Source organism: Stenotrophomonas sp. YJH_SMC_46, from assembly GCF_059370315.1.
Window position 1 is genome coordinate 376,655 of record NZ_JCAFTO010000004.1, and the last position, 22,051, is coordinate 398,705.

21 protein-coding genes are annotated in these 22,051 nt (G+C 67.6%); 14 read left to right on the top strand and 7 right to left on the bottom strand.

Annotated elements, in window-relative coordinates:
• Window positions 1-32: 32 nt before the first annotated feature.
• The 4 genes from dusB to AC5P8C_RS15310 form a co-directional block, all read right to left on the bottom strand.
• Window positions 33-1,028 (bottom strand): tRNA dihydrouridine synthase DusB, encoded by a 996-nt coding sequence (dusB, locus tag AC5P8C_RS15295; protein WP_026347142.1) that lies wholly within the window; start codon window positions 1,026-1,028, stop codon window positions 33-35.
• A 147-nt stretch (window positions 1,029-1,175) separates the two neighbouring features.
• Window positions 1,176-1,607: a hypothetical protein gene (locus AC5P8C_RS15300; protein WP_019661096.1), complete on the bottom strand. Its 432-nt coding sequence runs from the start codon at window positions 1,605-1,607 to the stop codon at window positions 1,176-1,178.
• Window positions 1,608-1,757: 150 nt separating this feature from the next.
• A complete protein-coding gene (locus AC5P8C_RS15305) occupies window positions 1,758-2,723 on the bottom strand; it encodes a ribokinase (RefSeq protein ID WP_495219037.1) in 966 nt (321 codons plus the stop codon).
• Between the two features lie 25 nt (window positions 2,724-2,748).
• Entirely contained in the window at window positions 2,749-4,047 is a 1,299-nt protein-coding gene (locus AC5P8C_RS15310) for a NupC/NupG family nucleoside CNT transporter (RefSeq protein ID WP_019661098.1), read from the bottom strand.
• A 193-nt stretch (window positions 4,048-4,240) separates the two neighbouring features.
• Between AC5P8C_RS15310 and AC5P8C_RS15315 the strand changes: the two genes are divergently transcribed.
• The 5 genes from AC5P8C_RS15315 to AC5P8C_RS15335 all read left to right on the top strand — a co-directional run bounded on the left by AC5P8C_RS15315 (window position 4,241) and on the right by AC5P8C_RS15335 (window position 9,655).
• The gene (locus AC5P8C_RS15315) at window positions 4,241-5,212 is read left to right on the top strand and encodes an aldo/keto reductase (RefSeq protein WP_495219038.1); all 972 of its coding nucleotides are present in this window, start codon (window positions 4,241-4,243) and stop codon (window positions 5,210-5,212) included.
• Between the two features lie 247 nt (window positions 5,213-5,459).
• Window positions 5,460-5,654, top strand: coding sequence for a hemin uptake protein HemP (hemP, locus tag AC5P8C_RS15320; protein WP_005412278.1), 195 nt, complete (start codon window positions 5,460-5,462; stop codon window positions 5,652-5,654).
• A gap of 153 nt (window positions 5,655-5,807) precedes the next feature.
• Window positions 5,808-8,051, top strand: a complete 2,244-nt coding sequence (locus AC5P8C_RS15325) for a TonB-dependent hemoglobin/transferrin/lactoferrin family receptor (RefSeq protein WP_495219039.1) — start codon at window positions 5,808-5,810, stop codon at window positions 8,049-8,051.
• 4 nt (window positions 8,052-8,055) lie between these two features.
• Window positions 8,056-8,655 (top strand): ChuX/HutX family heme-like substrate-binding protein, encoded by a 600-nt coding sequence (locus AC5P8C_RS15330; protein ID WP_019661101.1) that lies wholly within the window; start codon window positions 8,056-8,058, stop codon window positions 8,653-8,655.
• 73 nt (window positions 8,656-8,728) lie between these two features.
• Window positions 8,729-9,655, top strand: a complete 927-nt coding sequence (locus AC5P8C_RS15335; RefSeq protein ID WP_019661102.1) for a DUF6607 family protein — start codon at window positions 8,729-8,731, stop codon at window positions 9,653-9,655.
• 107 nt (window positions 9,656-9,762) lie between these two features.
• Here the strand turns inward: AC5P8C_RS15335 and AC5P8C_RS15340 are convergent, their stop codons facing one another.
• Window positions 9,763-12,279, bottom strand: coding sequence for an ABC transporter permease (locus tag AC5P8C_RS15340; RefSeq protein ID WP_495219041.1), 2,517 nt, complete (start codon window positions 12,277-12,279; stop codon window positions 9,763-9,765).
• Complete coding sequence (locus tag AC5P8C_RS15345; protein WP_019661104.1) at window positions 12,276-12,923, bottom strand: ABC transporter ATP-binding protein; 648 nt, start codon at window positions 12,921-12,923, stop codon at window positions 12,276-12,278. The genes AC5P8C_RS15340 and AC5P8C_RS15345 overlap by 4 nt, the downstream gene beginning before the upstream one ends.
• 75 nt (window positions 12,924-12,998) lie before the next feature.
• On the opposite strand from AC5P8C_RS15345, the gene AC5P8C_RS15350 reads away from it, so the two are divergent.
• The 3 genes from AC5P8C_RS15350 (at window position 12,999) to AC5P8C_RS15360 (ending at window position 15,869) form a co-directional block, all read left to right on the top strand.
• Window positions 12,999-13,643, top strand: a complete 645-nt coding sequence (locus AC5P8C_RS15350) for an arylesterase (protein ID WP_019661105.1) — start codon at window positions 12,999-13,001, stop codon at window positions 13,641-13,643.
• A gap of 87 nt (window positions 13,644-13,730) precedes the next feature.
• Entirely contained in the window at window positions 13,731-14,444 is a 714-nt protein-coding gene (locus AC5P8C_RS15355; RefSeq protein ID WP_002811889.1) for a response regulator transcription factor, read from the top strand.
• A gap of 153 nt (window positions 14,445-14,597) precedes the next feature.
• On the top strand, window positions 14,598-15,869 hold the full coding sequence (locus tag AC5P8C_RS15360) for a sensor histidine kinase (protein ID WP_019661107.1): 1,272 nt from the start codon (window positions 14,598-14,600) through the stop codon (window positions 15,867-15,869).
• 132 nt (window positions 15,870-16,001) lie between these two features.
• Here the strand turns inward: AC5P8C_RS15360 and AC5P8C_RS15365 are convergent, their stop codons facing one another.
• A complete protein-coding gene (locus AC5P8C_RS15365) occupies window positions 16,002-16,703 on the bottom strand; it encodes an SGNH/GDSL hydrolase family protein (protein WP_019661108.1) in 702 nt (233 codons plus the stop codon).
• Window positions 16,704-16,915: 212 nt separating this feature from the next.
• On the opposite strand from AC5P8C_RS15365, the gene AC5P8C_RS15370 reads away from it, so the two are divergent.
• The 6 genes from AC5P8C_RS15370 to AC5P8C_RS15395 all read left to right on the top strand — a co-directional run bounded on the left by AC5P8C_RS15370 (window position 16,916) and on the right by AC5P8C_RS15395 (window position 22,048).
• Window positions 16,916-17,311, top strand: coding sequence for a diacylglycerol kinase (locus tag AC5P8C_RS15370; RefSeq protein ID WP_019661109.1), 396 nt, complete (start codon window positions 16,916-16,918; stop codon window positions 17,309-17,311).
• Between the two features lie 33 nt (window positions 17,312-17,344).
• The gene (locus tag AC5P8C_RS15375; protein WP_019661110.1) at window positions 17,345-18,094 is read left to right on the top strand and encodes a TerC family protein; all 750 of its coding nucleotides are present in this window, start codon (window positions 17,345-17,347) and stop codon (window positions 18,092-18,094) included.
• Between the two features lie 226 nt (window positions 18,095-18,320).
• Window positions 18,321-19,481 carry an MFS transporter gene (locus AC5P8C_RS15380; RefSeq protein WP_019661111.1) on the top strand — a complete coding sequence of 387 codons (1,161 nt, stop codon included), beginning with the start codon at window positions 18,321-18,323 and terminating at the stop codon, window positions 19,479-19,481.
• A 561-nt stretch (window positions 19,482-20,042) separates the two neighbouring features.
• Window positions 20,043-20,663, top strand: a complete 621-nt coding sequence (locus AC5P8C_RS15385) for a LemA family protein (protein WP_005415338.1) — start codon at window positions 20,043-20,045, stop codon at window positions 20,661-20,663.
• Window positions 20,664-20,666: 3 nt separating this feature from the next.
• Window positions 20,667-21,554: a TPM domain-containing protein gene (locus tag AC5P8C_RS15390; RefSeq protein ID WP_019661112.1), complete on the top strand. Its 888-nt coding sequence runs from the start codon at window positions 20,667-20,669 to the stop codon at window positions 21,552-21,554.
• On the top strand, window positions 21,554-22,048 hold the full coding sequence (locus AC5P8C_RS15395) for a TPM domain-containing protein (RefSeq protein ID WP_495219042.1): 495 nt from the start codon (window positions 21,554-21,556) through the stop codon (window positions 22,046-22,048). Before AC5P8C_RS15390 ends, AC5P8C_RS15395 begins: the two co-directional genes overlap by 1 nt.
• Window positions 22,049-22,051: the final 3 nt, after the last annotated feature.

The following is a 22,051-nucleotide window of genomic DNA, read 5'->3' on the forward strand; positions in this document are numbered from 1 at the left end:
AGCAGGCTCGACGTTGCGACGCGGCAGGGCGGTCAGGCGGCCGAAGGCAGCGCCGGTTCCCCGGCGATCAGGCGGTCGAAGTACTCGGTGGTCAGCGCGATCTGGCTCTGTGGGTCTTCGGCACGGTTGACCACGGCGCGGAAGGCGGCGTTCTCCGGCCGGTCCTTGGCATACCAGCCCAAGTGCTTGCGCGCGATGCGCACGCCCTGCGGCTCGCCATAGAACGCATGCAGCGCATGCAGGTGGCCGAGCAGGATGTCGCGCACTTCCGCCAACGACGGCGGTGGCAGTTCGTCGCCGGTGGCCAGGTAGTGCGCCACCTCGCGGAAGATCCACGGCCGGCCCTGTGCGGAGCGGCCGATCATCACCGCGTCCACGCCGGTTTCCTTCAGCACGTTGGCCGCCTTCTGCGGCGAATCGATATCGCCGTTGGCGATCACCGGAATGCGCAGTGCGGCCTTGATCTCGCCGATGGTGGCGTACTCGGCCTGGCCGGTGTAGTGCTGGTCGCGGGTGCGGCCGTGCACGGCCAGTGCAGCGATACCGCTGTCCTCGGCGATGCGCGCGATCAGCGGGCCATTGCGGTGGTCACAGTCCCAACCGGTGCGGATCTTCAGCGTGACCGGCACGTCCACCGCGTTGACCACGGCTTCGAGGATGCGCGCCACCAACTGCTCGTCGCGCATCAGCGCCGAGCCGGCCCAGGCATTGCACACCTTCTTGGCCGGGCAGCCCATGTTGATGTCGATGATCTGCGCGCCGTGGTCGACGTTGTAGCGCGCGGCCTCGGCCAGCTGCTGCGGCTCGGTCCCGGCGATCTGCACGCTGATCGGTGCCGGTTCGCCGTCATGGTCCATGCGGTGGATCGACTTGCGCGTGGTCCAGAAGCGCGGGTCGCTGATGGTCATTTCCGAGGCGGCCAGGCCCGCGCCCAGCCGTTTGCACAGCAGGCGGAAGGGTTTGTCGGTGACGCCGGCCATGGGCGCCAGCACGACGTTCGGAGCAATGGTGTACGGGCCGATCTGCATGCGCCCATTGTAGGGCGCCGACAGCGACGCGGCCGTATCGGCTGCGCCCCGGTTCAGGCCGATCGGCACCGACCTCATGCCGTACCGGCATCAGCAGATGCTTGACGGTTGCTTCCGCCGCCCCCAAGGGCGGGCGAAGGTGGGCGGCTACCCCAGGCGCTGCCAGGCCTGGCCGGCACCCAGCGCGAAGGCCAGCCCCAGGCTGAGGCAGACCAGTGAACTGACCACCCAGAAGCGCCGGCCGTTGTAGCCGGGCCGCAGCAGCGCCAGCCCGAACCCCATCGCCGCGCGCAGCAGCAACAGCAGGGCGATGCCCGACAGGACCAGACGACTGGCCGGCAGCGGCGAATGCCAGCCCGCAGCGGCCAGTGCGTACAGCGTCCAGGCCACCAGCACGGCCGTAATGCCGGCGGTCATCAGCGGCGGCCACCAGTGCCCCGCATGCGCCAGGCGGACCATGCGCGGGCCGGCACCGAAGTACCTGTACCAAGGAGCGCCAAAGGCGATGCAGCCGATATGCAGCAGCGCCGCAGCGGCACTGCCTGCGGCCGCGACCAGCAACCAGGGGAATCCGTCCATGTCCTGCCCGTGCAAGGAAGCTGCGCGGATCGTGAGCGAGGGGGCAGGATGTGGGCAATGCGACAGGCGGTCGCAGGGGCTGGGCAATGGGCGAAAGAAAGGCCCAGGTGCCTGTGCACCCGGGCCTTGTCATCCACGCGTGGCGTGGAATTACTTGGCTTCGGCGGCGGCCGGGGTGAAGCGCGGCATCGCCGCTGCAGCGCCTTCCTTCTCGGTCGAGCGACCGGCGAACTGGTTGGCAAAGCGCACGTGGCGGGCGAACGGTGCATCGGCCACCTGTGCCAGCGACGCAGCCAGCGCACCGTTGAAGGCATCACCGGCACCGGTGGTGTCGATGGCCTGCACCTGTTCGGCACCGACGCGGTAGTACGGCTGGGTGTCGCCGCGCAGGTTCTCGTCGGCGTGCGAGACGAACACGCCCACCGAACCCAGCGTCACCACCACGGTACCGTTGCCGACCAGCTTGCGGCACAGCGCGTGCAGGCTGGCGCCATCCAGCGCGGCGACGTCGTTGGCGTCCACGCGCTCACCGACATGGCGGCCGAGCAGGGCGGCGAACTCGGTCTCGTTCGGGGTGATCACATCGGCCAGCTTGAGCAGGCCGATGGTCGAGGGCGCGTCGGCCGGCGCGGTGTTGAGCACGGTGGTGACACCGGCCTCGCGGGCCGTGGCCAGCGCCGCTTCGATGGTCTGCACCGGCGATTCCAGCTGCACCAGCACCACCTTGGCACCGGCCAGCAGGGCCTGCTGCTGTTGCAGGAAATCGGTGCCCAGCGCGGCATTGGCGCCGGGGCCGATCACGATCGTGTTGCGGCCACGGGCATCGACGTAGATGCCGGCGGTGCCGGTCGGCTCGCTGCTGGCCTCGGCGATCAGCGCGAAGCCATCGTGCGCAGCCAGTTCGCGCGCAGTGGCGCCACCGGCGTCATCGCCCAACGCACACACGAAGTGGGTGTCCGCACCAGCGCGGCAGGCCGCCACGGCCTGGTTGAAGCCCTTGCCACCGGGGCCGGTGCTGTAGCGGCCGGCAATGGTCGCACCCGGTGCCGGCAGCGTTTCGCACCGCCACACGTGATCGACATTGAAGGAACCGACGACAACGACACTGCTGCTCATAGGAAATCTTTTCTCAACCAGGGGTTCAACTGAAGTGCGTCAGCACGCCGGCGATGGTCGCCGTCATGAAGGTGGCAATGGTACCGCCCAGCACCGCGCGCAGGCCGAACTTGGCCAGGTCGTGGCGGCGCTCCGGCGCCAGGCCACCGATACCGCCGATCTGGATCGCGATCGAGCTGAAGTTGGCGAAGCCGCACAGCGCGTAAGTGGCAATCAGGCGGCCTTCGGCGGACAGGCTCACGCCCGGGATCTGGCCGTTCACGATCTGCGACAGTTCGGTGTAGGCGACGAACTCGTTGATCACGACCTTCTGGCCGATCAGCGAGCCGACGGTGGTGGCGTCGGCCCACGGCGTGCCGATCACCCAGGCGATCGGGGCCAGCAGATAGCCGAAGATGGTCGACAGGTTGGTCGGCTTGCCGATGGCAGCGGCCAGGCCGGTCACTTCGCCCACCCAGGTCAGCGGCGCGTTCAGCAGCGCGATAAGGGCGATGAAGGCCAGCAGCATCGCGCCGATGTTCAGTGCCAGCTTCAGGCCGTCACCGGCGCCGGCAGCGGCGGCATCGATGATGTTGCTGGAGGTCTTTTCGACTTCCATCTTCACCGTGCCGCGGGTCAGCGGGGTGCCGGTTTCCGGAATCAGCAGCTTGGCCACGACCAGGGTGGCCGGGGCCGCCATGATGCTGGCCGCCAGCAGGTGCTTGGCGTAGAAAGCCTGCTGCGCCGGATCGCCGCCGCCCAGCATGCCCACGTAGGCCGCAAGCACGCCGCCGGCGATATGCGCCATGCCGCCGATCATCATGGTCAGCAGTTCGGACTGGGTCATCCTGGCGATGTACGGGCGAACGGTCAGCGGCGCCTCGGTCTGGCCGATGAAGACGCTGGCGCAGACGCTGGTGGTTTCCGCGCCGGACACGCGCATCACCTTGGTGATCGACCAGGCCATCACGCGCACGATCGCCTGCATGACGTTGAGGTGGTACATCACCCCCATCAGCGCCGAGAAGAAGATGATGGTCGGCAGCACCTGGAAGGCGAAGATGAAGCCGTAGTTCTTGGTGTCCATCAACGAGCCGAAGATGAAGCCCGAGCCCTCGTTGACGAAGCTGAGGATCTTGACGAAGCCCTTGCCCAGCGCATCGAACACGTCGCGCCCGCCCGGCACCAGGATCACCAGCGCCGCAAAGGCGATCTGCAGGGTGATACCGGTGGCAACCAGCTTCCAGTCAACTGCACGCTTGTTGTTGGAAAACAACCAGGTGATGCCGATCAGCACCGCCAACCCGAACAGGCCGAAGCCGATCCTGCCCAAACCTTCGACCATGTGAGTGACTCCCCTGGGGCGTCGCGAAAAACGGGAAGCCTAGTGCAGGGCAGGGGCCGGGGCAAGAAAAAGCAGCGTGCGCGCACCCAACGGTACCGATCGGGCCAGCAACGGCAAGGGCTTGCGGCCGGCGGCGGCAGGTAGAATGGAGTTCGATCCCGGCCCGGATGCGGGCCCGCAGCAGGAGATTCGCATGCAATACCGTCGCTTGGGCTCCACCGGCCTGCCGATTTCCGCCCTGTCCTTCGGCGCCTGGGTGACCTTCGGTGACCAGATCCCGCGCGACGAGGCCCGCAACCTGGTGGCGGCCGCCTGGGATCATGGCGTCAACTTCTTCGACAATGCCGAGGGCTATGCCAACGGCCGCGCCGAACAGGTGATGGGCGATGTGATCGCCGACCTGCGCCTGCCGCGCGACGGTTTCTGCGTCTCCAGCAAGGTGTTCTTCGGCAGCGCCAAGGACCCGCGGCCGACCCAGCGCGGCCTGTCGCGCAAGCATGTGACCGATGCCTGCCACGCCGCGCTCAAGCGCCTGCGGGTGGATTACCTGGACCTCTATTACTGCCACCGCCCGGATCCGGACGCACCGGTCGCCGAGACCGTGCATGCCATGGACACCCTGGTGCGGCAGGGCAAGATCCTCTACTGGGGGACCTCGGAGTGGTCGGCCGTGCAGATCCAGCAGGCGCTGGACATCGCGCAGGCGCGCAACCTGCAGGGCCCGTCGGTGGAGCAGCCGCAGTACAACCTGCTGCACCGCGAACGGGTCGAGGTCGAGTACGCGCCGCTGTATGCCGGCGCCGGACTGGGCACCACCATCTTCTCGCCGCTGGCCTCGGGCCTGCTCACCGGCAAGTACGACCAGGGCATTCCGGCCGATGCGCGGCTGGGCCGGGAAGGCATGCAGTGGTTGCAGGACCTGGTGCTGGGTGCCGACGCCGAAGCCCGCCTGGCCCAGGTGCGCCGCTTCAGCGAGGTGGCACGCGCGCTGGGCCAGGCCCCGGCCACGCTGGCCATCGCCTGGTGCCTGCGCAACCCGAACGTCTCCAGCGTGATCCTCGGCGCCAGCCGGGTCAGCCAGCTGCTGCAGAACCTGCAGGCACTGGACGTGCTGGAGCAGGTCGACGCCGCCGGCTGGGCCCAGGTCGAAGCCGTCTTCGCCTGACAGCCCTTTGCGGAGTCGAGCCATGCTCGACTCCGCGCGCAGCGCGGGCGTTTCATGGCGACGGCGCCAAGAGCAGTCGAGCGTGGCTCGACTCTACAAAGGTGTCGCACTCAATCTTTTGATTGATGGTGTTTATCGAATTTCCGAATTCGATCATTAATCTCATCAATGAAATTGAGAATGGTTGTTGATTGTCAACTGAGAATCATTATCATTTAACTCGTCCCTCGCACGAGTCCAGATGCTCATGAATGCTCAACCTGTACTGCTGCGCCCCGAAACGCTGACCCTCCGCGATCGTCCGGTCCGTGTCGTTCCGCCGGAAGAGGTCATCGACAGCGAAGCCCTGCTCAAGGGCCGTCGTGAAATCCTGATCCAGCACGGCGACCGTTTCTATCGCCTGCGGCACACCAGCAACGACAAGCTGATCCTGACCAAGTAATCGCGGTCTGGTCGCCCGCCTCCCTCCCTCCTGCCGGCAGCGCCGACAGGGTGGGCGACCCGTCCGCTCCCGCTCTCTCCCCCTCGGTCTACCGCGTGCACCTTCCGGGTGCGCCGGTAACCGGGGGTTCCCCTGCCTGACCGAACGAACCCGATGACCCGCCATACCGCCCTTTGCCTTGCTGTCTGGATGGCGCTGCCGCTGTCCGCCCACGCTGCTGCCACTGCTGCCCCCGATGCGCGCGAATTCGATCGGGTGCAGGTCACCGCCACCCGCACCGAGCGGGCGCTGAGCGACGTGGCGGCCACCGTGGATGTCATCGACCGTGAGCAGATGGACCGGCACCTGGTGCAGGACATCAAGGATCTGGTGCGCTACGAGCCGGGCCTGTCGGTCACCCGCAGCGCGACCCGCTTCGGCCTGGATGGTTTCCGCATCCGTGGCCTGGACGGCAACCGCGTGCGCATCCAGACCGACGGCATCGTCATGCCGACCCGGTTCGACATCGGTTCGTTCGCCAGTTCCAACCGCAACTTCACCGACCTCGATACGCTCAAGCGCGTCGAGATCGTGCGTGGACCGGCCAGCCCGCTGTACGGCTCCGATGCACTCGGTGGCGTGGTCGCGTTCGTGACCAAAGACCCGGCCGACTATCTCAAGGACGGCAAGAACAGCTACTTCGGCCTGAAGTTCGGCTACGACGGTGAGTGGAAGGGCCTGCTCGGCGGTGCCACGGCCGCCTTCGGTGGCGACCACTGGAGCGGCCTGGTCAACGTCAACCACCACCAGGGCCAGGAAACGGACAACAAGGGCACGGTTCGCAGCGACAACGACACCCGCACCGCGTCCAATCCGCAGGATCGCGACGGCCGCAGCCTGCTCAGCAAACTGGTCTATGCACCCAGCGAGGACCAGCGCTTCCGCCTGACCGTGGAAGGCAACGAAGACACCACCGATACCAATGTGCTGTCGGCGATCGCCAGCGTTGCACCGCGCCCCGGCGCGATGGCTGCGGCCACTGGCATGAAGTCCCACGACACCCAGAAGCGCAACCGCGTCTCCTTCGCCCACGAGATGGATGCGCTGGACCAGCCGTTCGCCGACAGCTTGCATTGGCAGGTGTACGCGCAGAACAGCGAAACCCGGCAGCAGACCGACGAGACCCGCACCGACGGCACCCGTCGCCACCGCGTGTTCTCCTTCGACCAGCATGCCTATGGCCTGCAGGCGCAGTTCAACAAGGCGTTCGCCACCGGCAGCGTCGAGCACGCATTGACCTACGGTTTCGAAGGCACCCGTACCGAGATACGGCAGAAGCGCGACGGCTATCAGGTCAGTAAGGCTGGCGTGGTCAGCAACACGGTGCTGCCGGACACCTTCCCGGTGCGTGACTTCCCGATCAGCAAGACTACCGAGCTGGGCCTGTATGCACAGGATGAGATGCGCTTTGCCGATGGCAGGCTGTCGCTGGTGCCGGGCGTGCGCGTGGACCGCTACGAGCTGAAGCCGCAAGTGGACAGCATCTTCGCCGAAGACAACCCGACCACGGCCGTGGCGCAGCTGAAGAAGACCAGCGTGTCGCCGAAGCTGGGCATGGTCTGGCGCTTTACCGACGAATGGTCGCTGTTCGCCGGTTATGCGCGCGGCTTCCGTTCGCCGCCGTACAACGACGTCAACATCGGCCTGACCAACATCGCCTTCCGCTATACCGCCATCGCCAATCCGGATCTGAAGCCGGAAACCAGCGACGGTTACGAACTGGGCCTGCGCTTCATCGCGCCGGCGGCGTACGTCAGCGTCAGCGGCTACTACAACGACTACAAGGATTTCATCCAGTCCAACGTCGATACCGGTCGCAACGCGCAGGGTTTGACCGTGTTCCAGTCGCAGAACATCGCCGACGCGCGCATCTATGGCGCGGAAATGAAGGCCGGCATCGAGTTTGGCGAACTCAGCCCGGCGCTGAAGGGCTTGGCGCTGCGCAGTGCGTTGGCATGGTCGCGTGGTGACAACCGGACCGATGACGAACCGCTGGCCTCGGTCGATCCGCTGCGTGGCACGCTGGGCCTGATGTACGACACCGATACCTGGGGCGTCGAACTGGCCGGTACCTTCGTGCAGCGCAAGAAGCGCCTGCCGCCGCCTGCGGCGCAGACCAATCCGAACGCACCGGCGCCGTTCGTCTACCAGCCGGCCGGCTACGGCGTGCTGGACCTGATGGCGCACTGGAACTTCGCGCCGGGTGCCACCTTCAATGTCGGTGTGTTCAACTTGGCCGACAAGCGCTACATCGAATGGTCGTCGATCACCCCGAGCCTGATCACCGATCGCGCACTGAGCGATCGTTTCAGCAGCCCGGGCCGCACCTTCTCCGCCAGCCTTGCCGTTTCCTGGTGATCTCATGAGCCGAGCCTTGTCCGCACGCAGGAATGACTCCATCGCCGCGCCGAACAGCGCGGCCTGGCCGACCCCGGCACAGCTGGCCACGCTCGGCACCGTGTTGTGCCTGTACCACGCCGACGGCAACGAGCTGGGCGGCTGGCGCCAGGCCGTACGCGTACACGCCTGCCAGGGCGTGGACAGCGAGGGCCTGCGCGAAAGCCTGTGCTTCCTTGATGGCCGCGGCCGCTGCGTGTGGCGCCTGTACCTGCTGCCCGACAGCGATTTCCTGGCCTGGGACCGTCTGGTCGCGCCGCTGCCGCCGGGACCGGAACACGACAGCGAGGCGAGCGTTGGCGAACGCCTGTGGCGGCGCCTGGCCGGCCATCTTGGCGGCCAGCGCTGGCGCCTGTGCGCGCTGCGCCTGCATGCCGCCGACGACGGACGCACGCTGGCCGCCAGTCTGTCGACCCTGTCCTCGCTGGGCGCGGCCACCGCGCGCCGCATCGCACGCCTGGAAGGTGCTGAAGGCGAGCTGGTGATCGACGACTGCTGCTGTGCCGACGCCGCCCGGCGTCCGGCGCCCCAGATTCCCGGCGACCTGCCGCTGATCCGCCTGTGACCTTCTCCTGATGGAACGCCCGTTGGCCACGGATGGCCCCTCAATGAATCTGCAACCCCGAAGGAAGACCCCGATGAAGCTCCAGACAGCCAGCGCCATGCTGCTGCTCGCCGCCAGCGGCGTGGCCAGCGCGCAGCCCTCCGATATCGCCCGCGACCACGACAGCATCCTCGCCATGCAGGGTGAGTACACCGTGGACTTCGCCTTCGACGAGACCGTGCTGCTGAAGCCGGGCTACGAGCGTGCACCGGCGATGCGCAGCGGCGGCAGCGAAGTGGTCATCGTGGTCGAGGACACCCCGAAGCGCATCGTGCTGCAGCACCTGCTGCTGGATGAAAAGAGCGGCCACATCACCAAGCACTGGCGCCAGGACTGGGTGTACGAAGCACCGAACCGTTTCGAGTTCAGCGCCGACCAGACCTGGAAGGTGCGCAGTATTCCGTCGGCGGTGAACCAGGGCGCCTGGACCCAGTGCGTGTACGAAGTGAGCGACGCACCGCGCTACTGCGGCACCGGCACCTGGACCTACGCCAACAACGTGCCGAGCTGGACCAGCGATCTGAGCTGGCGCCCGCTGCCGCGCCGTGAGTACACCAAGCGCAGCGACTACAACGCGCTGGCCGTGGTCAACCGCCACACGCTCACGCCCAATGGCTGGACCCACGAGCAGTTCAACACCAAGGTGCAGCGCAACGCCGATGGCAGCCAGGTGGAGATCGCACGCGAGTTCGGCTTCAACGACTACGTGAAGACCACCGAGGTCGACTTCACCCCGGCGCGCAACTACTGGAAGGCCACCGCCGGTTACTGGGCCAAGGTGCGCCAGCGTTGGGATGGTTTCCTGACCCAGGCGCCGGGCGTGCACCTGAAGACCAGGATCGACGGCATGGCGATGATCATCCCGCTTTTCACCCAGGCCGAAGAGATCCAGTCCGGCAAGAAGGTGAAGGACACGCAGATTGACGACGTGTTCGCCAAGTACGTGGAAAAGGCCCAGTAGAGCCACGCCATGCGTGGATGTGCTTGTTCCTTGAACACTGGCAACGCCGTCATGTGCACTTGGTAGGTGCCGAGCTTGCTCGGCACGCGCCCCGGTCCGGCGCCGCCTCAGGCCTCACGCAGCGCCAATGCCGGCGGCGTATGCAGGATCGCCCGCGTACCCCACCAGCCTGCCAGCAGGCTCAGCCCGATGCCGACCACGCCGCCGATCAGCAGGCCCGGCCACGGCGGCAGCAACGGCAGCTCGAACACCTTCTGCGAGACTGCCACGCCGATGACGGCCGCCGCGCCCACCGCGAGCAACGCGGCCAGCGTGCCCAGTGCGCCGAACTCAACGAGCACCGCGCCACGCAGCTGGCGCCGGGTCGCGCCCAGCGTGCGCAGCACCGCGCTGTCGTAGCGGCGCTCGCCCGCCGTGGCCTGCAGTGCGGCCAGCAGCACCAGCACGCCGGCCAGCAGGCTGAACACCATCACCAGCTGCACCGCCTGCGCGACCCGCTCCATCACATCGCGCACCTGCGAGATCACCGCGTCCACGTCCAGCAGCGACAGGTTGGGCTGCGCGCGCACCAGCTCGCCCAGCCCGGCCGCGTTGCCGGCCGGCAGATGGAACGCCGACAGCAGGTTGTGCGGGGTGTCGCCCACCGCATTGGGATTCAGCAGCACGAAGAAGTTCGGCCGGAAGGTGTTCCAGTCGGCCTTGCGCACACTGGTGACGGTGAACTCGCGCTCCTGCTCGCCTACTGAAATGGTGATGCGGTCGCCCGGATACACGCCGTAGCGCTTGGCCCAGCCGATTTCAACCGACGCCTCCGCCGCCGTGCTGTCGGGCGTCCAGAAGGTGCCGTTCATCAGCGTGTTGGCCGGCGGGAAGCTGCTGCGCCAGCTGAAGTTCAACGGCCGGTTCTCGTCGTCGTCATCGCGCTGGGCTTCGCCTGACGCCGGCTGCCCGCTCTGGTCCGGCGAGCGATCCACGCGCAGCGGCGGCTTGCCGTTGATCGCGATCAGGCGGCCGGTCGCCATTGGTTCGATGCTGGCGTCGTTGGCCCCCAGTCCGCGCAGCGCGGCCAGCACGCTGTCACGCTGTCCGGGCTGGATGTTGATCAGGAAGTAGTTCGGCGTATCTGCGGGCAGGCGTTCGCGCCACTGCTGCAGCAGGCCGGGGCCGGTCACCGCCAGCAGCAACAGCGCGCACAGCGACAGCGACAGCCCGACCAGCTGCATCACCGCCAGCATCCGGCGCCGGGTCAGCGCCGCCAAGCCCAGCCGCCAGTGGCCGTGCAGACGGTGCTGCAGGCCGCGCAGCAGCTGCAGCAGCACGAAACCGACCACGCCGGCCGCCACCGCCAACGCGGCCAGGCCGCCCAGCACCCATAGCGCCAGCTTGAGATCACCGGTCACCTGCACCGCCAGCAGCAGGCTGGCCGCCAGCGCTGCTACGTAGGCCAGCAGCGAGGCCGGGGGCAGGGCGGCGAAGGAGCGGTTGAGCACGCGCATCGGCGGCACCCCGCGCAGGCGCAGCAGCGGCGGCAGGCCGAAGCCGAACAGCAGCAACAGGCCGATGCCGGCGCCGGTCAGCGCCGGCATTGCCTCGGGTAGCGGCAAGCGCTGCGGCACCAGGCTGCCCAGTACCTGCACCAGGCCTTCCTGCGCAGCCATGCCCAGGCCGATGCCGAGTGCGCAGGCCGGCACTGCCAGCATCAGCAGCTGCAGTGCCAGACCGGACAGAATGTCGCGCTGGCGCGCGCCCAGGCAGCGCAGGATCGCCACCTGGTCGATGCGGCGCAGGGCAAAACGGTTGGCCGCCAGCGCGGTCGCCACGCCGGCAAGCAATACCGCCAGCAGCGCGCTCAGGCCGAGGAAGCGCCCGGCAAGATCAAAGGCCTGGCGCACGCCGCGCTGGGTGTCGTCCACGCTCAGCAGGCGAAGGCCTTTCACCTGTGGCAGCAGCCACTGGCGCAACGCGGCAACCTGGTCGGCGGAGCCGGCGAACATCAGCCGGTAGTTGATGCGGCTGCCGGGGCCAAGCAGGCCTGTGCCTTCCACATCGGCGCGGTTGACCAACAGGGTGGGGGAGAGCGTCAGCAGGTCGCCACCGGTATCCGGTTCGGCCTCGATGATGCCGGCGATGCGCAGCGTGCCGGCGCCGAATTCGAGGTCATCGCCGGCTTTCAGCCCCAGTCCCTGCAACAGGCGCGGGTCGGCATAGGCCTGGCCCTCGGGCGGCATGCCGGCATCGGCGATCAGGGCGCCGCCGGGTGTGGCCCGCACCCGCAGCGTGCCACGCAGCGGATAGCCCGCCTGCACCGCCTTGATGCTGGCCATCTGGTTGGCATCACCGTTGAACAGCATGCTGCCGAAGCTGGCGATGCGGGTGTAGGCCAGTCCACGCCGCTGTGCCTCGTCGGCGAACGCCTGCGGCGGGTCATCGCGCCCGACGATGCCAAGGTCGCCGCCGAGCATTTCCGCAGCGCTGCCGGTCAGCGCCAGGTTGACCCGGTTGACCAGCGTGCCCACCGCGGTCATCACCGCTACGCCCAGCACCAGTGCGGCGAACACGGTCAGCAGGTCACCGGCCAGGGCCTCGCGACGCAGCGCGCGCCACGCGTGCCGCAGCAGGTTCATGCCTGCGCCCCATGCTCGACCGGCAGCAGCCGGCCCTCGTCGATGCGATGGATGTACTGGCAGCGCTGGGCCAGGCGCAGGTCGTGGGTGACCAGCACCAGGGTGGTGCCGCTGCCGGCGTTGAGTTCGAACAGCAGGTCGCTGATGTGCTGGCCGGTGGCGTGGTCCAGCGAGCCGGTCGGTTCGTCGGCGAACAGGATGCGCGGGCGGGTGACGAACGCACGCGCCAATGCCACGCGCTGCTGCTCGCCGCCCGACAACTGGCGCGGATAGTGGCGGGCGCGATGGGCCAGCCCGACCTGGGCCAGCACTTCATCGACCCGCGCACGGTCTTCGCGCCCGGCCAGTTCCAGTGGCAACGCGACGTTTTCGGCGGCGGTCAGCGCCGGTAGCAGGTGGAAGCTCTGGAACACGAAGCCAACCTCACGCGCGCGCAGCTGGGCCCGCGCTTCTTCATCGAGGTCGCCCAGGTCCTGGCCCGACAGCGCAATGCGGCCGCGGCTGGGCAGGTCCAGCCCGGCCAGCAGCCCGAGCAGGGTGGTCTTGCCCGAACCGGAGGCGCCGACGATGGCCGCGCTGGTGCCTTCATGGACGGTCAGGGTGATGTTGTCCAGTATGTGGACTTCACCCTCCGGGCCCTGCACGGATTTGCCGACCTGGTCGACGGCGATGGCGACGGGCGCGCTGCGGGGGGACAGGCTGTCGATGAGGAGACTCCAATGCGCAAGACGGGATGGAGCCGGCGAGCCGGCGCGATGGTGGTGCTGCTGCTAGGGTTCCTGCTGTTGCCGGGGCTGGCCTGTGCCAAAGGTCCGGCCCGCACCGTGCTGGTGCTCGGCGACAGCCTCAGTGCCGCCCACAATATCCCTGCCGACGCCGGCTGGGTCAGCCTGCTGCAACAGCGGGTCAGGCAGCAGTCGAAAACCCCGGCGCGCATCGTCAACGCCAGCATGAGCGGCGAGACCACCGCCGGCGCGCTGACCCGCCTGCCGGGCCTGCTGGCGAAGGAAAAGCCGACGGTGGTGGTGATCGCGCTGGGCGGCAATGACGCATTGCGTGGGCTGACCCCGGCGCAGGTGCAGGGCAACCTGGAAAAGATGGTGCAGGCCAGCCAGAAGGCCGGCGCGAAGGTATTGCTGCTGGGCATCGACGTACCGCCCAACTACGGGCCGGCCTATCGCCAGCGCCTGGCTGCGGCCTACAAGGCGCTGGCCACGCAGTACGAGGTGCCGCTGCTGCCCTTCCTGCTGGAGGGCGTGGCCCTGCAGCCGGGCATGATGCAGGCCGACGGCCTGCACCCCACGGCGCAGGCGCAACCGAGGGTGCTGGACAACGTCTGGCCGCTGCTCAGGCCGCTCCTCTGAACCGTTTGTGTACCTCTTGACGGAACTTCACATCGCGTCCACCGTCGATCCGGCATGTTTCACAAAGCTGAAGTTAGAGGGAATCACATGCGTCAGACGAAGGAGACCTCCGGCTTGGTGCTGGTGGTCGAAGACAACCGCAACATCTCCGAGATGATCGGCGAATACCTGGAAGGTCGCGGCTTCGAAGTCGACTATGCACAGGACGGCCTGGATGGCTACCGCCTTGCGGCGGAGAACAGCTATGACGTCGTGGTGCTCGACTTGATGCTGCCGCGCCTGGATGGCATCGAAGTGTGCCGTCGCCTGCGCAACGATGCGCGCAAGTCCACCCCGGTGCTGATGCTCACGGCACGCGACACGCTGGACGACAAGCTCACCGGCCTCGGGTTCGGCGCCGACGACTACCTGACCAAGCCGTTCGCGATCCAGGAGCTGGAAGCCCGCCTGCGCGCGCTGATCCGCCGCGAACGTCGCCAGGTGGGTTCGGAGGTGCTGAAGGTCGCCGACCTGGTGCTCGATCCGGTCAGCATGCGGGCCACCCGTGCCGGTACCGAGCTGCAGCTGTCGCCGATCGGCCTGCGCCTGCTGACCATCCTGATGCGCGAATCGCCGCGCGTGGTCACCCGCCAGGAGATCGAACGCGAGATCTGGGGCAATGGCCTGCCGGACTCGGACACGCTGCGCAGCCATCTGTACAACCTGCGCAAGATCATCGACAAGCCGTTCGACCGTCCGCTGCTGCACACCGTGCAGAGCGCCGGCTACCGCATTGCCGATATCGCACAGCCGATGGCCTGATCGGGGCCGGGCCGGTGCAGCATCAGGCCCGGCCGGGCAACGACCCCGCATCGGGCACGGATGACCGGCCGGCGCTGCCGCCGGTCAGCGTCCGTGCACGACTACGGCGCAGCGCGCTGCCTATAATCGCAGCGCTCTGACCGGGACCCCGCAATGCCGCACGGCCTGCCGCGCAAGATCCGTATCGCCTTCATCCTGCAGGCAGTCCTGGCCAGCCTGGGCATCCTGCTCGGTGCCTGGCTGGTGTCGCTGGTGATCAAGCACAGCCTGGTCGGCGCCGCCCTGCGCGAGGAAGCGGCCTATTACTGGACGCTGCACGAGGCGTCGCCGGTGCAGCCGCCGCCCAACACCCAGAACATCCGCGGCTACCTGCTGGAAAGCGGGCAGTCGGCGCTGTCCTTGCCGGCCAACCTGCGCAACCTGGAGCCCGGCTTCCACGAACTGCCTCAGGATGACCAGCTGGTGCTGGTCGATGTGCGGCCCGCCGGTCGCCTGTACCTGGTGTTCCTGCGTTCGCGTGCGGAGATGCTGGCGTTCTGGTTTGGCATCGTGCCGGTGCTGCTGACCCTGTTGGCGGTGTATGGCGCCAGCTGGGTGACCTATCGGGCTTCCAAGCGCCTGGTGTCGCCGGTGAACTGGCTGGCACGGCGCGTCTCGCGCTGGGACCCGGGCCACCCCGAAGCGGCCGATCTGGAGCCGAACAAGCTGCCGGCGGACATGCAGGGCGAGACCCGCCAGCTGGCGGCCGCACTGCATTCGCTGGCCAACCGGGTCAGCGCGCATGTGGCGCGCGAGCGCAATTTCACCCGCGACGCCAGCCATGAACTGCGCACACCGCTGACCGTCATCCGCGTCGCCAGCGACATGGCCCTTGGCGATGAAACCCTGCAGCCGCGCCTGCGCCGCAGCCTGCAGCGCATCCAGCGGGCTGGCCGTGACATGGAGGCGGTGATCGATGCGTTCCTGATCCTGGCCCGCGAGGCCGATGTCGAACCGCAGATCGAGCTGTTCGACGTCAACGACATCGTCCGCTACGAGGTGGACAATGCCAACGAACTGCTGGGGTCTCGCCCGGTGTCGGTGCACCTGCACAGCGACGGCCCGGTGCAGTTGCATGCGCCGCCGCGGGTGCTGCAGGTGGTGATCAGCAACCTGGTGCGCAATGCCTGCAGCTACACCGACGAGGGGCGCATCGACGTGCATGTGCACAACGACCGGGTGGTAGTGCGCGATACCGGTATCGGCATGTCTGCAGACGCCCTGTCGCGGGCCTTCGAACCGTTCTACCGCGCCGAGCCGAGCCGCCCGCAGGGCACCGGCCTGGGCCTGTCGATCGTGCGCCGGCTGTGCGACCGTTTCGGCTGGAAGGTCAGGCTGGCCAGCGAGCCAGGGCAGGGCACGGAGGCCACGGTCATCTTCCGCTGACGTGGCGCCTGACGCCCGGTAGTTGCCGACCTTGGTCGGCGCTTTCAGCAGGATTCACGCCGGTGCCCCATGCCAACCAAGGTTGGTATCTACCGGAGGGCGTGCGCTGGCGCCCTCCGGCGCACGTCGGCTTCAGTTGCAGTTGACCTTCGGCGCCAGCGCCTTGGTCCAGATCGCATAGCCGGCCGGGGTCATGTGCAGCATGTCCTCGCGGAACAGCGTTGCATCCGGCTGGCCATCGGTGCCCAGCATCGGCGTGTAGATGTCGGTGAAGCCGGTGTTGGGCAGCGTGGCCAGGGCGGCCTTGATCAGCGTATTGGCCTCGTTGATAGCCGGCAGCAGATGCGCACGCGACGGGCTCGGCTTGATCGACAGGTACTCGACCCGGGTCTTCGGCAGGTCGCGATGCACGCGCTGCACGAAGGCAACCACATCGTCGCGCACCTGCACGGCGCTGCGGCCGCTGTTGAGGTCGTTGTCGCCCGCGTAGAAGAACACCTTGCACGGTGCATACGGCACCACGATGCGATCGGCATACCAGGTGCTGTCACGCACTTCCGAACCCCCGAAGCCGCGGTTGAACACCGGCTGGCCGGGGAAGTCGGTGGCCAGGCTCTCCCACATGCGGATCGAGGAGCTGCCGATGAACTCGATACCGCCACGCGGCGGCGGGCTGGCCTGGTCGGCGCTGGCGAAGTGGGCCATGTCGCTGGCCCAGGCCACGTTGGAGACCTGTTCGGGTACCCGCGGCGACTTGGCCGGGCCCAGGGCCTGGGCAAGGGGGGCGGCGGTCAGCAGGCCCAGCATCAGCAGGCAGGTACGGCGATGGGACATCAGGCGCTCCGGCAGGGTAGGGACGACCATGATAGAAGCTGGGGCAGGTCGAAGCTTGCCCCTGGCAGTCCGTTCACCGGGCCGGTGCCGGGCGGCGGCGGGCGGCCTTGTGGCAAAATGGCGGCCATCTGCCTATTCCTGTGCGCCCATGATCCCCTGCCGTGCGTCTGAGCGGTCGCTGCGCCGCGTCCCTGTTGCTGGATGTTCGCCCCGTGGCTGATCAGTTCGGCCATCTGCCGCGCGGCCCGCGCCGCATCTTCCAGGCCGCCCGCTGGTCCTGGCAGGGCCTGCGCGCTGCCTGGCTGCACGAGTCGTCGTTCCGGCTGGAGGTCTACCTGCTGATCCTGCTGACGCCGCTCGCGATCTGGCTGGGCCAGACGCCGGTCGAACGCGCGCTGCTGATCGGCTCGATGCTGCTGGTGCTTGCGATGGAGCTGGCCAACTCGGCCATCGAAGCGGTGATCGAACGTTACGGCAGCGAGATCCATGAACTGGCCGGCCGCGCCAAGGACATGGGCTCGGCGGCGGTCTTCGTGCTGATGATGAACGTGCTGCTGTGCTGGGCGCTGGTCGTGGTTCCGCACGCGCTGGCCGGCAACTACGGCTGAAACCCCATTCCCCCACTGCCTTGAAGAGTTTCCATGTCCTTTGAGTTCCTCGCCGACCCCAATGCCTGGGTAACCCTGTTCACGCTCAGCGCGCTGGAAATCGTGCTCGGCATCGACAACCTGGTGTTCATTTCCATCGCGGTCAGCAAGCTGCCGGAAGAGCGTCGCCCGTTCGCCCGCAAGCTCGGCATCGCGGTGGCCTGCATCACCCGCATCGCGCTGCTGGTGTCGCTGGCCTACCTGGCGCACATGGCGGCCAACCTGTTCACCGTGGCCGGCATGGGCATCTCCATCCGCGACCTGGTGCTGATCGTTGGTGGCCTGTTCCTGATCATCAAGGGCTGCATGGAGATCAAGGAGCTGATCAGCGGCGGCGAGGATGAAGATCCCAGCACCACCAAGGCCTCGGCCGTGTTCGGCTACGTGATCGCGCAGATCGCGGTGATCGACATCGTGTTCTCGCTGGACTCGGTGATCACCGCCGTCGGCATCGCCGACCACATCCCGGTGATGGTCGCCGCGATCCTGCTGTCGGTGATGGTGATGCTGCTGGCCGCCAACCCGCTGGGCCGCTTCATCGATGCCAACCCGACCGTGAAGATGCTGGCCCTGGCCTTCATCCTGATGATCGGTGCTGTGCTGATCCTGGACGGCCTGGACGTGCACGTGCCCAAGCCCTACATCTACGCCGCGATGGGCTTCTCGGTGCTGGTGGAGTGGCTGAATCTGCTGATGCGCCGCCGCGCCCGCGAGCACAACGTGCCGGGTGCCGGCAACTGGTAAGCGCGCCACAGGCGTGTGAGTCCCTCAGAACCCCCGGCATGCCGGGGGTTCTGCGTTGTGGGGGAGGTTGGCTCTGCAACGGCACTGCGGTTTTTGCACTTTTGGCTGCGTTCCGGCCTCCACTTGTGAATCAGGATCAACAGTGTTTTCCCGGGGCGAGGCTTAATCCGGCGCAGCAAAGCGCGCAGGCTACGCACTCCCGATTCCCGCCCCCCAGGACTCCCCCATGAATTCCAGAGCCGCCTTGCTGGCGCTTGCCGTTGGCGCCTTCGCCATCGGAACCACCGAGTTTGCCCCGATGGGCCTGTTGCCGGTCATCGCCGACGGCGTCGGCGTTGGCATCCCCACTGCGGGCATGCTGATCACCGCCTATGCCGTGGGCGTGATGCTGGGCGCGCCGGTGATGACCCTGCTGATGGGGCGTTTCGGCAAGCGCACCGCGCTGATGCTGCTGATGTCGATCTTCGTCGCCGGCAATCTGTTGTCTGCGCTGGCGCCGAACTACGGGATGCTGTTGCTGTCGCGCCTGGTCACCAGCCTCAACCACGGTGCCTTCTTCGGCATCGGTGCGGTGGTCGCGGCGAGCCTGGTGCCGAAGGAAAAGCAGGCTGCGGCCGTGGCCACCATGTTCATGGGCCTGACCATCGCCAACATCGGCGGCGTGCCGCTGGCGACCTGGGTCGGCCAGCAGATGGGCTGGCGCCTGTCCTTCGCCGGTACTGCGGCGCTGGGCCTGGTCGCGATCACTGCGTTGGGCTTCGCGCTGCCCGCGTCCGCACCGGGACCGCGCCCGAACGTGCGCCGCGAACTGAAGGCGATCCTGCAGCCGCAGGTGCTGCTGGCCATGGCCACCACCGTGCTTGGTGCGGGTGCGATGTTCACGCTGTACACCTACGTCGCACCGGTACTGACCGAGTTGACCGGCGCCTCCAATGCCTTCATCGCGATGGCGCTGGCCCTGATCGGCATCGGCTTCACCTTCGGCAACGGCATCGGTGGGCGCATGGCCGACTGGTCGCTCGATGGCGCCACCCGTATCCTGCTGGCTGCCCTGGCGGTGCTGATGTTCGTGCTGCCGCTGGCCTTCATGAGTCACGCCACCGCGGCGCTCGGCGTGCTGCTGTTCGGCGCGGCGACCTTCGCCCTTGTGCCGCCGCTGCAGATCCGGGTGATGCAGGTGGCCAGCGAGGCGCCGGGCCTGGCGTCGTCGATCAACGTGGGTGCATTCAACCTGGGTAATGCCGTGGGTGCGGCGCTGGGTGGTGCAGTGATCAGCTCGGGCCTGGGCTACGCCGCCATTCCGGTGGCCGGTGGCCTGCTGGCCGCGTCGGGCCTGCTGCTGGCATGGCTGGGGCGTAGCCGCACTGCGGTGGCTGAGGCCTGCTGAGTGATATGGGGTTCCGGCAGGGCTTGCAGCCCTGCACCCGCTAAAGGCGAAGGCAACCGCCGAAGCAACAGCAACCGCAACAGCCGGCGCTGGTTTTCTGAGGGTTGGGCGGGGCGGTGTGGGTTGGCAGGACACGCCGTGAACCCATCCATGGGGGCTCGATGGCGCCATCCATGGCGCCAACGGTCCTGCCAACCCGCACCGCCCCACCTCCGACAGATTGCCGCGATCGGTCGGAACGGCGTTCTGCTTTGGTAGGTGTCGACCTTGGTCGACACGAATGCCTGAAGAACCGGCTTTTGCTTTTGATTTTTCTTTTGATCTTCCCGCGGTGCGCAGGAAATTGTCCGTGGCCGGGAGGGTGGGTCGGCTGGGGGCGTGAGCCGCATGGATGCGGCGACCGAGCTTACATGGACGTACTTGCAGCGGCCCCCAGCCGACCCACCCTCCCGGCCCACCCCGAGCTGGCTGGACCACACCGCGGAGGGGGCGGCGCCCGATGGCCGGTCTTTCACCCGAACCATGGCATGCTCGGCGCCAAGCCCACCCGGAACCTCCGCCATGCGCCTGTTCACCCGTGTCCTGCCCTTGATGCTGCTGGCCTCCCTGCTGTCCGGCTGCGGCTACAACGCCATCCAGCAGAAGGATGAGGCGGTCAAGGCCAGCTGGTCCGAAGTGCTCAACCAGTACAAGCGGCGCGCCGACCTGGTGCCCAACCTGGTGCAGACCGTGAAGGGCTTCGCCAGCCAGGAAGAGCGCGTGCTGACCGAAGTCACCAACGCCCGTTCGCGGGTTGGCCAGATCAACGTCAACGCAGATGACGAAGCCTCGCTCAAGCAGTTCCAGCAGGCCCAGGGCGAACTGGGTAGCGCGCTGTCACGGCTGCTGGTGGTCACCGAGAACTACCCGGTGCTGAAGTCCGACCAGAACTTCCGCGACCTGCAGGCCCAGCTGGAAGGCACCGAGAACCGCATCACCGTTGCCCGCGGCCGCTACATCCAGCAGGTGCAGGACTACAACACCTACATCCGTTCGTTCCCGCAGGTGATCACCGCCAAGATCTTCGGCTACAAGACCAAGCCGAACTTCACGGTGGACAACGAAGCGCAGATCTCCAACGCACCGGCGGTGGATTTCGGCAACGCGCCGCAGCAGCAGCCGGCACCGCAGCCGGGCCACTGACCGATGCGCCTGGCCACTGCGCTGCTGGCCCTGCTGCTGTGGCTGCCGCTGGCGGCACAGGCTCAGCAGCTGGCGCCGATTCCGGCGCTGGACTCGCCGGTGGTCGACACCACCGGCACGCTGGAGGCTGCGCAGAAGCAGGCACTGGTGCAGCAGGCGCTGGACCTGCAACAGCGCAAGGGCAGCCAGCTGCAGGTGCTGGTGGTACCCACCACCCAGCCGGAGGACATCGCGCAGTACACCACGCGGGTCTTCGACCAGTGGCAGATCGGCCGCAAGGGCGTGGATGACGGCGTGCTGCTGGTGGTGGCCAAGGACGACCGGCGCGTGCGGATCGAGCCGGGTTACGGTCTTGAAGGCGCGATTCCCGATGCCATCGCCAACCGGGTCATCCAGGAATACCTGGTGCCGCGTTTCCGCGCCGGCGACTACGCTGGTGGCATCACCGATGCAACTGCGGTGCTGGTCAAGCTGATCGATGGCGAAGCGTTGCCGGCACCGGTCAGCGGTCATCGCGGGCGCGAGCCCGGCGGTGGCGGCGACACCTGGTTCCTGGCGCTGTTCATCGGCGTGTTCGCCGGCAGCATCCTGCGCGGCGTGTTCTCGCGCGTACCGCGACCGCTGCGCGGCCTGCTCGGCGGTGCCGGTGCGGCGCTGGCGGCGTTCCTGTTCACCTCCACCCTGATGGCCAGTGGCCTGGCCGGCGTGGTCGGCCTGATCGTGGCGATGCTGTCCGGTCATCCGGGGCGCTTTGCCGGCGGTGGTGGCTGGGGCGGTGGCAGCTGGGGCGGGGGAGGCGGCTTCGGCGGTGGTGGTGGATTCGGCGGTGGTGGCGGCTGGGGCGGCGGCGGTGGCCGTTCCGGTGGCGGTGGCGCTTCGGGAGGCTGGTGATGATCCAACGTCTGTTCCGCCATGTATGTTCGCCGTCGGTACGTCGCGCGTTCCCGCCAGCCACGCTGCAGGCGATCACCGAGGCCATCGCCGCCGGTGAGCAGCGCCACGGCGGTCAGGTGATGTTCGCTGTGGAGGCCGATCTGCCTCTGTCCGCGTTGTGGCACAAGGTCACCCCGAGGCAGGCCGCCGAGCATGCCTTCGCACGCCTGCGCACCTGGAATACCGCCCACAACAACGGCGTGCTGATCTACCTGCTGCTGGCCGACCATGCCATCGAGATCGTCGCCGACCGCGGCCTGCACGGCCGGGTCAGCCCGGCGCAGTGGCAGCGGGTCTGCACCCATCTGCGCGAGGGCCTGCGTGGTTCCAATCCGGTGGAAGCGCTGCAGGATGCCATCGACGAGGTTTCCAGCCTGATCGAAGGGCACTTCCCGGCCTCGACGCGGTCGAACGATGACGCGTTGCCGAACTCGCCCCAGCTTCTTGGTTGAGCC

What these genes read in the sequence shown, in the direction of transcription:
- AC5P8C_RS15350 (WP_019661105.1), top strand. Translation starts at nt 12,999, where the DNA reads ATGCGCAAGACGGGATGGAGCCGGCGAGCCGGCGCGATGGTGGTGCTG.
- AC5P8C_RS15340 (WP_495219041.1), bottom strand. Translation starts at nt 12,279, where the DNA reads ATGAACCTGCTGCGGCACGCGTGGCGCGCGCTGCGTCGCGAGGCCCTG.
- AC5P8C_RS15390 (WP_019661112.1), top strand. Translation starts at nt 20,667, where the DNA reads ATGCGCCTGGCCACTGCGCTGCTGGCCCTGCTGCTGTGGCTGCCGCTG.
- AC5P8C_RS15380 (WP_019661111.1), top strand. Translation starts at nt 18,321, where the DNA reads ATGAATTCCAGAGCCGCCTTGCTGGCGCTTGCCGTTGGCGCCTTCGCC.
- AC5P8C_RS15330 (WP_019661101.1), top strand. Translation starts at nt 8,056, where the DNA reads ATGAGCCGAGCCTTGTCCGCACGCAGGAATGACTCCATCGCCGCGCCG.
- AC5P8C_RS15375 (WP_019661110.1), top strand. Translation starts at nt 17,345, where the DNA reads ATGTCCTTTGAGTTCCTCGCCGACCCCAATGCCTGGGTAACCCTGTTC.
- hemP (WP_005412278.1), top strand. Translation starts at nt 5,460, where the DNA reads ATGAATGCTCAACCTGTACTGCTGCGCCCCGAAACGCTGACCCTCCGC.
- dusB (WP_026347142.1), bottom strand. Translation starts at nt 1,028, where the DNA reads ATGCAGATCGGCCCGTACACCATTGCTCCGAACGTCGTGCTGGCGCCC.
- AC5P8C_RS15335 (WP_019661102.1), top strand. Translation starts at nt 8,729, where the DNA reads ATGAAGCTCCAGACAGCCAGCGCCATGCTGCTGCTCGCCGCCAGCGGC.
- AC5P8C_RS15300 (WP_019661096.1), bottom strand. Translation starts at nt 1,607, where the DNA reads ATGGACGGATTCCCCTGGTTGCTGGTCGCGGCCGCAGGCAGTGCCGCT.
- AC5P8C_RS15315 (WP_495219038.1), top strand. Translation starts at nt 4,241, where the DNA reads ATGCAATACCGTCGCTTGGGCTCCACCGGCCTGCCGATTTCCGCCCTG.
- AC5P8C_RS15395 (WP_495219042.1), top strand. Translation starts at nt 21,554, where the DNA reads ATGATCCAACGTCTGTTCCGCCATGTATGTTCGCCGTCGGTACGTCGC.
- AC5P8C_RS15385 (WP_005415338.1), top strand. Translation starts at nt 20,043, where the DNA reads ATGCGCCTGTTCACCCGTGTCCTGCCCTTGATGCTGCTGGCCTCCCTG.
- AC5P8C_RS15365 (WP_019661108.1), bottom strand. Translation starts at nt 16,703, where the DNA reads ATGTCCCATCGCCGTACCTGCCTGCTGATGCTGGGCCTGCTGACCGCC.
- AC5P8C_RS15305 (WP_495219037.1), bottom strand. Translation starts at nt 2,723, where the DNA reads ATGAGCAGCAGTGTCGTTGTCGTCGGTTCCTTCAATGTCGATCACGTG.
- AC5P8C_RS15325 (WP_495219039.1), top strand. Translation starts at nt 5,808, where the DNA reads ATGACCCGCCATACCGCCCTTTGCCTTGCTGTCTGGATGGCGCTGCCG.
- AC5P8C_RS15310 (WP_019661098.1), bottom strand. Translation starts at nt 4,047, where the DNA reads ATGGTCGAAGGTTTGGGCAGGATCGGCTTCGGCCTGTTCGGGTTGGCG.
- AC5P8C_RS15360 (WP_019661107.1), top strand. Translation starts at nt 14,598, where the DNA reads ATGCCGCACGGCCTGCCGCGCAAGATCCGTATCGCCTTCATCCTGCAG.
- AC5P8C_RS15355 (WP_002811889.1), top strand. Translation starts at nt 13,731, where the DNA reads ATGCGTCAGACGAAGGAGACCTCCGGCTTGGTGCTGGTGGTCGAAGAC.